Origin of the sequence: Streptomyces sp. NPDC047853 (assembly GCF_043204535.1) — a bacterium.
Taxonomy (GTDB): Bacteria; Actinomycetota; Actinomycetes; order Streptomycetales; family Streptomycetaceae; genus Streptomyces.
In genome coordinates this window covers 260,577-272,247 of the sequence record NZ_JBIDCI010000004.1, presented here as the reverse complement: position 1 = coordinate 272,247, position 11,671 = coordinate 260,577, and the positions used below count along the sequence as shown (strand labels likewise).

At 74.2% G+C, this 11,671-nt stretch carries 10 protein-coding genes; 2 read left to right on the top strand and 8 right to left on the bottom strand.

All coding sequences use genetic code 11. The annotated features are described in order from the left end of the window. The first annotated feature begins 168 nt into the window (after positions 1–168). Entirely contained in the window at positions 169–486 is a 318-nt protein-coding gene (locus tag ACGF5T_RS10255) for a hypothetical protein (protein WP_366766834.1), read from the top strand. 122 nt (positions 487–608) lie between these two features. Beyond that, the gene (locus ACGF5T_RS10250; RefSeq protein WP_356610207.1) at positions 609–3,983 is read left to right on the top strand and encodes a pyruvate carboxylase; all 3,375 of its coding nucleotides are present in this window, start codon (positions 609–611) and stop codon (positions 3,981–3,983) included. Positions 3,984–4,035: 52 nt separating this feature from the next. On the opposite strand, the gene ACGF5T_RS10245 is transcribed toward ACGF5T_RS10250, so the two are convergent. From ACGF5T_RS10245 to pelF, 8 genes are all read right to left on the bottom strand, one after another. Then, positions 4,036–4,365 (bottom strand): antibiotic biosynthesis monooxygenase, encoded by a 330-nt coding sequence (locus ACGF5T_RS10245; protein WP_063483989.1) that lies wholly within the window; start codon positions 4,363–4,365, stop codon positions 4,036–4,038. Positions 4,366–4,390: 25 nt separating this feature from the next. Next, positions 4,391–5,200, bottom strand: coding sequence for an endo alpha-1,4 polygalactosaminidase (locus tag ACGF5T_RS10240; RefSeq protein WP_366766835.1), 810 nt, complete (start codon positions 5,198–5,200; stop codon positions 4,391–4,393). Then, positions 5,197–5,859: a spherulation-specific family 4 protein gene (locus ACGF5T_RS10235; RefSeq protein WP_366766836.1), complete on the bottom strand. Its 663-nt coding sequence runs from the start codon at positions 5,857–5,859 to the stop codon at positions 5,197–5,199. The genes ACGF5T_RS10240 and ACGF5T_RS10235 overlap by 4 nt, the downstream gene beginning before the upstream one ends. Further along, positions 5,856–6,782, bottom strand: a complete 927-nt coding sequence (locus ACGF5T_RS10230; protein ID WP_366766837.1) for an NAD(P)-dependent oxidoreductase — start codon at positions 6,780–6,782, stop codon at positions 5,856–5,858. The genes ACGF5T_RS10235 and ACGF5T_RS10230 overlap by 4 nt, the downstream gene beginning before the upstream one ends. 7 nt (positions 6,783–6,789) lie before the next feature. Continuing rightward, positions 6,790–7,503, bottom strand: coding sequence for a sugar phosphate nucleotidyltransferase (locus ACGF5T_RS10225; protein ID WP_356610211.1), 714 nt, complete (start codon positions 7,501–7,503; stop codon positions 6,790–6,792). Positions 7,504–7,537: 34 nt separating this feature from the next. Next, complete coding sequence (locus ACGF5T_RS10220; RefSeq protein ID WP_361015460.1) at positions 7,538–8,539, bottom strand: GDP-mannose 4,6-dehydratase; 1,002 nt, start codon at positions 8,537–8,539, stop codon at positions 7,538–7,540. A 136-nt stretch (positions 8,540–8,675) separates the two neighbouring features. Continuing rightward, positions 8,676–10,085, bottom strand: a complete 1,410-nt coding sequence (locus ACGF5T_RS10215) for a hypothetical protein (protein WP_366766838.1) — start codon at positions 10,083–10,085, stop codon at positions 8,676–8,678. Continuing rightward, the gene (gene pelF / locus ACGF5T_RS10210) at positions 10,082–11,614 is read right to left on the bottom strand and encodes a GT4 family glycosyltransferase PelF (protein ID WP_356610214.1); all 1,533 of its coding nucleotides are present in this window, start codon (positions 11,612–11,614) and stop codon (positions 10,082–10,084) included. Before pelF ends, ACGF5T_RS10215 begins: the two co-directional genes overlap by 4 nt. Positions 11,615–11,671: the final 57 nt, after the last annotated feature.

Below are 11,671 nucleotides of genomic sequence, written 5' to 3'. Positions count from 1 at the left end.
GGTGCACCGTCGGCGCACCCGCGGAGGCAGGGTCTTCCCGCCCGCCACCGCCGGGTGCGCCGCGCGGGACACCGGCCCGACGAGCCGCGCGACCGCCGCCCCCGCCCGCACGGCCTGGGTCCCACGGCCGGATCGGGGTAGGCGGAGGGCATCCGAAGGAGGACAGCCATGACGACGTACGTCATCTCGGTACCCGGGACGTTCACCGGCACGGTCCAGGACGGCACCAAGGACGAGCTGGCCCGGGCGCTGCGCCCGGACGACCCGCACGGCACCCACCTGGGGGACGAGGAGGACCTGGACGCCCTCTCGCTCAACGACGACGGCACCTTCACCATCCGCCTCACCGTCGAGGCGGACACCACCGCCCAGGCGGAGGGCCGGGCCCACGAGGTCGCGGACGCCGCCCTGCGCGCGGTCGGCCTGGACGTGAACAGCGCGCCCCTCGGCCCGTCGGTGGTCACCGGCATCGACTCCGACGTCTGACCCCCGCCCCCACGCGCGACGGACCGCCTCCGGCCGAGCCATGAGTGGCCCGGCTCACATGGCGTACCGGGGGTGGCGCCGACACCATGGTCTCGTCACCCGGCAGGCTGAAGGGATCAACAATGTTCCGCAAGGTGCTGGTAGCCAACCGCGGTGAGATCGCGATCCGTGCGTTCCGCGCGGGTTACGAGCTCGGCGCGCGCACCGTCGCCGTCTTCCCGCACGAGGACCGCAACTCGCTGCACCGGCTCAAGGCCGACGAGGCCTACGAGATCGGTGAGCCGGGGCACCCGGTACGTGCGTACCTCTCCGTGGAGGAGATCGTGCGGGCGGCCCGGCGGGCCGGAGCGGACGCCGTCTACCCGGGCTACGGCTTCCTGTCCGAGAACCCCGAGCTGGCCCGCGCCTGCGAAGAGGCCGGCATCACCTTCGTCGGACCGAGCGCCCAGATCCTCGAACTGACCGGCAACAAGGCCCGCGCCGTGGCCGCCGCCCGCGAGGCGGGGGTCCCGGTGCTCGGCTCCTCCGCGCCCTCCACCGACGTGGACGAACTGGTCCGCGCGGCCGAGGACGTCGGTTTCCCCGTGTTCGTCAAGGCGGTCGCGGGCGGCGGCGGCCGCGGCATGCGCCGCGTCGAGGAACCCGCCCAGCTGCGGGAGGCCATCGAGGCGGCGTCCCGGGAGGCGGCCTCCGCCTTCGGCGACTCCACGGTCTTCCTGGAGAAGGCCGTCGTGGAACCCCGCCACATCGAGGTGCAGATCCTCGCCGACGGCGAGGGGAACGTCATCCACCTCTTCGAGCGCGACTGCTCGGTGCAGCGCCGCCACCAGAAGGTCATCGAGCTGGCGCCCGCCCCGAACCTCGACCCGCGGCTGCGCGAGCGCATCTGCGCCGACGCCGTGAACTTCGCCCGGCAGATCGGCTACCGCAACGCCGGCACCGTGGAGTTCCTCGTCGACCGCGAGGGCAACCACGTCTTCATCGAGATGAACCCGCGCATCCAGGTCGAGCACACGGTCACCGAGGAGGTGACCGACGTCGACCTCGTCCAGTCCCAGCTGCGCATCGCCGCCGGCGAGACGCTGGCCGACCTCGGCCTCGCCCAGGAGAACATCACCCTGCGCGGCGCGGCCCTCCAGTGCCGCATCACCACCGAGGACCCGGCCAACGGCTTCCGCCCCGACACCGGACAGATCAGCGCCTACCGCTCACCCGGCGGCTCCGGTATCCGCCTGGACGGCGGCACCACCCACGCCGGTACGGAGATCAGCGCCCACTTCGACTCGATGCTGGTCAAACTCTCCTGCCGCGGACGTGACTTCACCACCGCCGTCAACCGCGCCCGGCGGGCGGTGGCCGAGTTCCGCATCCGCGGCGTCGCCACCAACATCCCCTTCCTCCAGGCGGTGCTGGACGACCCGGACTTCCAGGCCGGCCGGGTCACCACGTCGTTCATCGAGCAGCGCCCGCACCTGCTGACCGCCCGGCACTCCGCCGACCGCGGCACGAAACTGCTGACCTACCTCGCCGACGTCACCGTCAACAAGCCGCACGGCGAGCGCCCCGAACTGGCCGACCCGCTGACCAAGCTGCCGCCCCTGCCCGCGGGCGAGCCCCCGGCGGGTTCCCGGCAACTCCTGGCCGAACTGGGACCCGAGGGCTTCGCCCGCCGGCTGCGCCAGTCGCCCACCATCGGCGTCACCGACACCACGTTCCGCGACGCCCACCAGTCGCTGCTCGCCACCCGGGTCCGTACCAAGGACCTGCTCGCCGTCGCCCCGCAGGTCGCCCACACCCTGCCCCAGCTGCTGTCCCTGGAGTGCTGGGGCGGCGCCACCTACGACGTCGCGCTGCGCTTCCTCGCCGAGGACCCCTGGGAACGCCTGGCCGCCCTGCGGGAAGCCGTCCCCAACATCTGCCTCCAGATGCTGCTGCGCGGTCGCAACACCGTCGGCTACACCCCGTACCCGACCGAGGTCACCGACGCCTTCGTCCAGGAGGCGGCGGCCACCGGCATCGACATCTTCCGGATCTTCGACGCGCTCAACGACGTCGAGCAGATGCGCCCCGCCATCGACGCCGTACGGCAGACCGGCACCTCCGTCGCCGAGGTGGCCCTGTGCTACACCGCCGACCTGTCCGACCCGTCCGAGCGGCTGTACACGCTCGACTACTACCTCCGGCTCGCCGAGAAGATCGTCGCCGCCGGCGCCCACGTCCTGGCCGTCAAGGACATGGCCGGCCTGCTGCGGGCACCGGCCGCGGCGACGCTGGTGTCCGCGCTGCGCCGGGAGTTCGACCTCCCCGTGCACCTGCACACCCACGACACCACCGGCGGTCAGCTCGCCACCTACCTCGCCGCGATCCAGGCCGGCGCGGACGCCGTCGACGGGGCGGTGGCGTCCATGGCGGGCACCACCTCGCAGCCCTCCCTCTCGGCGATCGTCGCCGCCACCGACCACACCGAGCGCCCCACCGGCCTCGACCTCCAGGCCGTCGGCGACCTGGAGCCGTACTGGGAGAGCGTCCGCAAGGTCTACGCCCCCTTCGAGGCGGGCCTCGCCTCACCGACCGGCCGCGTCTACCACCACGAGATCCCCGGCGGCCAGCTCTCCAACCTGCGCACCCAGGCCATCGCCCTCGGCCTCGGCGACCGCTTCGAGGACATCGAGGCGATGTACGCCGCCGCCGACCGGATGCTGGGCCGCCTGGTGAAGGTCACCCCCTCCTCGAAGGTGGTCGGCGACCTCGCCCTCCACCTGGTGGGCGCCGGAGTCTCCCCGGCGGACTTCGAGGCCGACCCGGACCGGTTCGACATCCCCGACTCCGTCATCGGCTTCCTCCGCGGCGAGCTCGGCACCCCGCCCGGCGGCTGGCCCGAACCGTTCCGCACCAAGGCCCTGCGCGGCCGCGCCGACGCCAAGCCCCTGCCGGAGCTGACCGCCGACGACCGCACCGGACTCGCCAAGGAGCGCCGCGCCACCCTCAACCGGCTGCTGTTCCCCGGACCGGCCCGCGAGTTCGCGTCCCACCGCGGCACCTTCGGCGACACCAGCGTCCTGGACAGCAAGGACTTCTTCTACGGGCTGCGCCCCGGCAAGGAGTACACGGTCGACCTCGACCCCGGCGTCCGCCTGCTCATCGAGCTCCAGGCGGTCGGCGACGCCGACGAGCGCGGCATGCGCACCGTGATGTCCTCGCTCAACGGCCAGCTCCGGCCGATCCAGGTCCGGGACCGCTCGGCGGCCTCCGACGTCCCGGTCACCGAGAAGGCCGACCGCTCGGACCCCGGCCATGTCGCGGCGCCCTTCGCGGGCGTGGTGACCCTCGCCGTGGCCGAGGGCGACGAAGTGGAGGCCGGCGCCACCGTCGCCACCATCGAGGCGATGAAGATGGAGGCCACGATCACCGCCCAGAAGTCCGGCACGGTGACCAGGCTCGCCATCAACCGCATCCAGCAGGTCGAGGGCGGCGACCTGCTCGTGCAGCTCGGCTGAGCACGGCGGCGGCCGCGGCCCGGACCACCGGACCGCGGCCGCCTCCGCGACCTCACGCCTCCTTGGGGGCCGCCTGCTGCACCACCTCGAAGGACCACACCGTGGACCCGCTCGCCGCGGGCTTCGGACGCTCGCCGCCCTCCGCGCCGCCACCCTGGTGCGCCGCCTTCATGGGCCCCTCCATCCAGGCCTGGAACGACTCCTCGTCACGCCACCGCGTGTAGACGAGGTAGTCGTCGGTGCCCTCCACCGGCCGCAGCAGCTCGAACCACTCGAACCCGTCGGAGCTCTCCACGGCGTGCGCCCGCGAGGCGAAGCGCTTCTCCAGCGTCTCCCGCTGCTCGGCCGGGACGGTCAGTACGTTGATCTTGACTACGCTCATGTCCCCATCCTGCCGTATGCCGTGCTCAGCACGGATCGCGCCAGACCCCCAGCTCCGGCCGTTTGCGCATCGAGGACAGGCCCAGCCGGCGCGACTCGGGGCAGAACGCACGGGTCGGCTCGCTGTACTCCACGTGGAAGACGGCCTTGCCGGCCTCGACGAACGGCGTGAGCCGCGCGCACTCGCCGTACTCGGCGCACTGCTCGTTGACGGCGAAGTCGAAGTCGTCCACCAGCTGCGGGATCTGCGCCAGGTCGTTCTTGAGGCCCACCGCCAGGCCCCGTTCATGGGCGATGGCGGCGATCATGCGGTTGTAGGCGAGCTGGTCCCGCGCGGTGAGCGGGAAGCCGGTCTCGTTGCCGTAACCCTCCACCAGGTCGGGCTCCACCGCGTCGAAGCCCTTGTCCCGGCACATGTCGAAGCGCCGTTCCATGAGGGGGCGCAGTACGGAGATCTCGCGGATGTCCAGCCAGCGCTCCCCGTGCCAGCCGTTGGGTCCGCCCAGCACCGCGCGGGGAAAGGCGCCCGCGTCGGGCCGGTAGTCCTCCCAGGCGCCGACGTTGACGTAGCAGATCACCTTGCGGCCGGCGCGGTGCAGCCGGGCCACGTCCGCCGTGCCGTTCTCGAACGCGTCGATGTCGTAGACGGGCACGTCGGCCGACGGGTCGACCCTGCCGTCGAGCTGCCACTGCCAGGCCAGTCCGGGCCCGGGCCGCCACCTCGCGTCGGCGGACGGGTGCGGTGCGGGCTCGCGGTCCGCGCCGGAGCACCCCGCCGCCACCGAGACGGACAAGGCGACCAGCAGCGCGGCGCACACCCGTGCCCAACGCCTCACCGCTGCGCCCCGGTCAGCAGGGGCGTCAGCCGGGCCCACGGGTTGGGCGGTTCGCCCGTCACGGGGCCGGAGACGGCGGCGCCGCGCTCGTGGGCGGTCCGCACGGCGAGCGGGGCGAGCGCCTCGGGCACCCCGTACACCAGGTGGCAGAACCGTTCCGGCGGGAGCCGCAGCGTCCAGTCCGGCCGGCTGAACGCGGACACGTAGGTGGACCAGGACCCCTCGAAGGTGACGACGAGGTCGGCGAGCCGGGCGTATCCCGGCGCCGGGTGGACCCCCGGATTCAGGACGACGGACCGTGACCCCCGCCGGCGCAGCCCCCGTACCAGGGCCCGGTAGGCGGGCAGCGCGTCGGCCGCCGAACTCACCCGGTCCAGGAAGCACCCGTCGGTCCCGTACCACTCCCGGTGGAGCGTGGCGTCCTCGGCGACCTCGGCCGGCGGACGCGTGCCGTAGTCCGTGTCGACGTAGCCGAGCAGGCGGGCGCCCGCCGCCCGCAGCGCGCCGGCCGCCGCGACGAAGGCGGGGTCGGGAGCACCGCCCGGACCGTTCCCGGGGTTGATGACGACGCCGTACGTGCGGTCGGCCGCGGTGATGAGCCGGTGCCAGGCTCCCGGGTCCTCGGCCGGGTGGACGTAGAGCGGGATCAGCAGGCTCACGAGGGTCCGTCGCCTTTCGCGGTGAGGGCCCGCGGACGGTCGTCCGCCGACCAGAGCGCGGCCAGTGACTCGTCGAGCGAGTACGACGGCCGCCAGTCCAGGGCGGCCCGGGCCGCGGCGATGTCGGAGCACTGCCAGGAGACCTCGCCCGAACGCGCCGAACCGGTGGCGTCCTCCTCGATCCGGCCGCGGAAGCCGGCGGTGTCCGCGAGCGTCCGCACCAGTCGGCGCACCGGCGCGGCGTCACCACCGCCGATGTTGAGCACGCGCGGCAGCGGGCCGGCCGCGAGGACGGCGCGTTCGACGGCCCGCGCGACATCGCGTACGTCCACGAAGTCCCGGTACGCCGACAGGTCGCCGAGCCGGAGCACCGCGTCCGGGTCCGCGCCCGCCGCGCGCAGCAGCCCGGCGACCCGGCCGGGCAGTCCGGACGGCGAGGCGCCGGGCCCCACCGGGTTGCCGACCCGCAGGACCACCGCGTCCAGGTCCGAGGTGGCGACCGTGACGGTGCCGGCCAGTTTGGTCGCGCCGTAGGCGGACAGCGGGCGGGTCGCCGCCGACTCCGGCACCCTGACGTCCATCGTGCCCGGCCCGTACTCGGCGGCCGAACCGAGGTGGACCAGGCGGGCGGTGGGGCGGGCCAACCGCAGCGCCGCGCACAGGACGGCGGGGCCGCGGGCGTTGAGCTCGGCGAGCGCCACCGGGTCACCGCCGGTGGCGCCCGCGCAGTTGACCACGGCGTCGGGAGCCGCCGACGCCAGGGCCTCGGCGAGCCGGTCGACGCGGTCGACCGCGAGGTCGACCGGCACGTCGGCGGCGGGCGAGCGGCCGCCGCCGAGGACCCGCGTGCCCGGCCGGGCACGGAGCCGCTCGGCGACGTGGGCGCCCAGATAGCCGGTGAAGCCCACAACGAGGATGCGCATGCGGTGCTCAGGCTCCCTTGAGCAGCAGGGACTTGCGGCTCGTGAACTCCGCGTTGGCACGGTCGTAGTCGTCGGGGCGCCCGATGTCCAGCCAGTAGCCGTCGAAGTCGTAGGCGTGCGGGCAGTCGCCGGTTCTGAGCAGGTCGAGCACCAACTCGTCGAATCCCAGCGGCAGTCCGGCCGTGTAGTCGTCGAGTGTCGCCCGGGACAGCCCGTACACGCCCATGGAGACGCGGTAGTCCATGCTGGGCTTCTCGGTGAAGGCGACGACCCGGCTCGCGTCGGTGGTCAGGACGCCGAAGTCGATGCGCACCTCGCGGGCGTAGGTCGCGATGGTCAGCGGGGCACCGGAAGCGGTGTGCCGGCGCAGGACGTCGGCGTAGTCGAGGTCGGTGAGGATGTCCCCGTTCATCACCAGGAAGTGCTCGGGCAGCCGCTCGCGCATGGTGAGCAGCGGTCCGATGGTCCCCAGGGGACTCTCCTCGGTGGAGTAGTCGACGGTCAGGCCCCACTGCGAGCCGTCGCCGACGTAGGCCCGGATGATCTCGCCCAGGTGGCCTATGGCGATCGTGCAGCCGGTGAACCCCGCCGAGGCGAGCTGGCGCAGGACGATCTCCAGGATGGCGTGCTGGTCGCCGATGGGCACGAGCGGCTTGGGCAGTGCGGTGGTGTAGGGCCGCAGCCGGACGCCCTTGCCGCCGGCCAGGATCACTGCGTGCATGAGGTTCCCCCCTCGGTTCACGTGCCGGTCCAGGTCAGATGTTGTAGATGCCGGTCTTGTAGCGGGCCAGGTTGGCCGGGTCGCGGAAGAAGTCCACGGTGTGCCCGAGGCCTGCCTCCAGATCGTGCGCCGGGCTCCAGCCGGTGGCCTCCCGCAGCCGGGTCGCGTCGGCGACCAGCCGCATCACCTCGGAGTTCGCCGGACGCAGCCGCTGCGCGTCCTCCCGTACGTCGACCGCGGTGTCCATCACCTTGCCGATGAGGGCCACCAGGTCGCCCACCGAGATCTCGTCGCCGGTGCCCGCGTTGAACGTCCGGCCCACGACCCGCTCGGCGGGCGCGGAGCCGACCGCGAGGAACGCCTGCGCGGTGTCCTTGACGAAGGTGAAGTCCCGGGTGGGCCGCAGGTCGCCGAGGGTGAGGGTGCGTTCGCCGGCCGCGATCTGGCCGATGACGGTCGGGATCACCGCCCGCATGGACTGCCGGGGCCCGTAGGTGTTGAAGGGCCGCAGCGTCACCACCGGCGTGCCGAAGCTGGCGTGGTAGCTGTCCGCGAGCCGGTCCCCGCCCGCCTTGGACGCGGCGTACGGCGACTGGGTGTTGATGGGGTGGTCCTCGGTGATCGGCACGGTCCGGGCGGTGCCGTACGTCTCGCTGGTGGAGGTGTGCACCAGCCGGGGCGTGCCCTGGGCGCGGACCGCCTCCAGCACGTTGAGGGTGCCGGTGACGTTGGTGTCCACGTAACTGTGCGGGGCCTGGTAGGAGTACGGGATGGCGATGAGGGCGGCCAGGTGGTAGACGCACTCGGCGCCCTCGACGAGCCCGCGGACCGAGCCCGGGTCCCGGACGTCGCCGAGGACGATCTCGACCTGGTCGAGGACGTCGGGGGAGAGGGTCTCCAGCCAGCCGTAGGAGGAGAAGGAGTTGTACTGCGCCATGGCCCTCACCCGGTGCCCGGAGGCGACGAGCGCTTCGGTGAGGTGGGAGCCGATGAAGCCCTCGGCTCCGGTGACGGCGGCGAGCGGTGATGCGGTCACGCGGGGGTCCTTCCGGTCGGTGGGGTGGTGGGGTGGTGGGGTGGTGAATCCGGGAGTCCGTGGGACAGGGGGCCGGTGGCCGGCCGAGAGCGAGGAGCGGCCGGCCGGGCGGTGGTGGCCCGGTTGGGCCGCGGCGTCAGGCATGGGCCGCCGGCCGGCCCAGCAGCCGCAGCACGCACACGGTGAGACAGAGTGCGGCCGCGCCGCAGCACAGCGGCAGGGCGCTCGCCGGCCCCGGTGGCGATCCGGCCAGGGCGGCCGCGCCGGCGCTCCCGGCCGCCGCGAGACACAGGGCGGCCGGCGGCCAGGCCACACCGAAGGCCTGGAGGAGCAGGGAGGTCCACAGGGCCGCCGCGAGCAGCAGCAGCGTGACGGGTTCGGCGTCCACCAGCAGGGCCGCGGGCAGCAGCGGGCCCAGGTACACCAGCAGGCAGCCCGCGAGGACGGCGGCGGAGCGCCACCGGAATCCGGCCGGGGTGGCGGTGGCCCGCAGCGCCGCCACCGACAGCCCCCGGTAGCGGTACAGCAGCCACTCCGCCGGGCCCATGCTCAGGGTCAGCACGATCACCGCCCACGGATGGTGACGGCCCGCCAGGAAGACCAGCGCACCCGCGGCCAGCCCGAAGAGGCCGTACGGCAGCGAGCGGACCAGACGCGGGCGGGCGGCGTCCGCCACGGGCGTGGCCGTGCGGGTGCCGCGCAGCGCCCAGCCGGCCGCGGCGAGCGTGCCGAGGAACGACAGCAGCGGCAGGCCCGCGCGCAGCACGGTGCCGGGCTCCCACCACGGCAGGGTCGCCGCACCGGCGATCACCGGCGCGAGGGCGGCCAGCAGCAGCCGCTCCCGGCCCAGCACGAGGAGCACACCGGCCGCCGCGAGGTATCCCGACTGGGCGGTGACGGCCAGGGCGGCGGGACCGGACCCGGCGAGTGCCACCCCGGCCGCGGTCGCCGCGAGCGCGCCCGCGGTCGCTCCCTTGAGGAGGGTGCGGCCCGCCTCCCGGCGCCCGGTGGCCAGCCGCAGGTAGGCGCGGTGTCCCAGCGCCTGGTTCCAGGCCCAGGAGAGGAGACCGGCCACCACCAGCGCCCGCACCACGCCGTGCTGGTCCAGCAGTCGGCCCGCCAGCGCGTAGGCGAGACCCGGCAGTGCGAACAGCGCTCCGCGCAGCGCACAGCGCACGTGGTCGGGCCGCCAGGGGTCGGCCGGGCGCGGCGGGTCCGGGAACGTGCGCGGTATGCGCTGGTACAGGGCCGCGGCCAGGGAGAAGAGGTCGCGGTGCCCGTACCGCTCCCGGATCGCCTCACCGGTCAGCCCCTCGGACTCCAGCAGCGCGGCCACCTCGTAGGGGTGGACGGCGGGTGCGATCCGGTCGGCCAGTTCCGCGGCCAGCAGGTCGACCGCGTCGCTCTGGGCGCCGTGACCGGGGCGGACCAGGGCGAGCGTGTGCTGGTCGGCCGGAAAGCCGACGGGGGCGCGTCCGCCGGCGAGCCGCAGCGCCAGCGTGTCCTGCTCCGCGCCGCCCGGCTCCAGTGCCATGGGCCCGCTCATCCGGTCGCGCTCCTCACCGGCGCCGGTGCTCCGCCCGCCGGCGCGAGGAGGTCCTCCGCGGCCGCGCCGGCGTGTGCGGCCGTACCACCGAAGGCGGAGAGCTCCAGGTAGACGGACCGGAAGGTGTCGATGGTCTGGCGGAGCGTGAACTGCTCGATCACCCGGAGCCGGGCGGCCTCGCCCATGGCCCGGCGGCGCTCCGCGTCCCGCAGCAGCTCCAGCGCGGCGGCGGCCATGGCGGCCGGATCGCGCGGCGGCACGACGAGACCGCTGTCGCCGACGGCCTCCCGGACCCCGCCGACGTCCGTGGACACGGTCGCCCGGCCGCACGACATGGCCTCGATCAGGGTGAAGGGGAAGCCCTCGCTGATGCTGGAGAGCATCACGACGTTCCCGGCGGCGTACGCGTCCTTGATGTCGTCGACCCGTCCCTCGAAGGTCACCGCGTCGCGGTGGCCGAGCTGGTCCGCCAGCGCCTCGCAGCGTTCCCGGTAGGCCTCGCCGCCGCGCGGGGTGCCGCCGAACAACCGCAGGCGGGCGGCGGGCAGTTCGTCCCGCACCAGGGCGAAGGCGCGGATCAGGGTCTCCAGGTCCTTGATCGGGTCGACGCGTCCGGCCCAGCTGAGCACGGGCTCGGCCGGTTCGGGCCCCGCGGGCGGGAAGGCGGCCGGGTCGACGCCGTTGTACACCGTGCGTATGGACTCCGGGGCGGCGCCGCCCTGCTCCTCCCACAGCCGGTTGTAGCGGTTGCCCGGGGTGATCAGGGCGGCCCGGCGGTAGGTCTCCTCGGCCAGCAGGCGGAAGAAGCCGAGCAGCAGTGCCTTCACCGGCCACCGGTAGGGGGCGGTGCGGTAGCCGAGGTAGCGCTCGCGCAGGTAGACGCCGTGCTCCGTCAGCAGCAGCGGCACGCCGTCGCGCTCCAGTCCCGCGAGTCCGGGCAGCACCGCCACACCGCCGCTGACCGCGTGCGCCACGCCCTGTTCCGGGTACGGCGCGGCCAGCGGACGCAGGGCGTGCTCCAGCAGCGCGGTCGCGGTCACCGCGTCGTGCAGGGTGGGCCGGGCCTCGCGCACGGGCAGTCCCGGCCGGTTCCAGACCGCGGTCAGGATGGCGATCGCCCGGTCGCCGCGCAGGAAGGGGCTGAGCCGGCCGTCGGCCGCGGCCCGCGCCAACCGGTACAGGGCGGGGGCGAAGCCGTCCTCCGCGCGCGGGTCGAGCAGCGCGGTCACGAAGCGCTCGTAGGCGGCGGCGAGCCGGTTGCCGGCCCGTCCCCGGGGCGGGTGCCCCGGAGGGGCCGGACCCCACATGGGGACGGAGACGACCCGGCCGACGTGTCCGGGGATGTCCCACACGAGTGGTTCGCGCCCCGTGCCGGTGACGGCCGTGACGTCGAAGTCGAGGTCGGGCATGCCGGTGACGAGCTGGTCGCACCAGACGCTCACGCCGCCGTGACTGTGCGGGTAGGTGCCTTCGGTGAGCAGGGTGACGCGCGACGCGCCGGAGCGTCGCGCGCCGTGGGGAACGTGCATGGATGTGCTCCACGGCCGAGGTGTGGGTGATCGTGCGGGCTGGGCGGACCTGCGGGG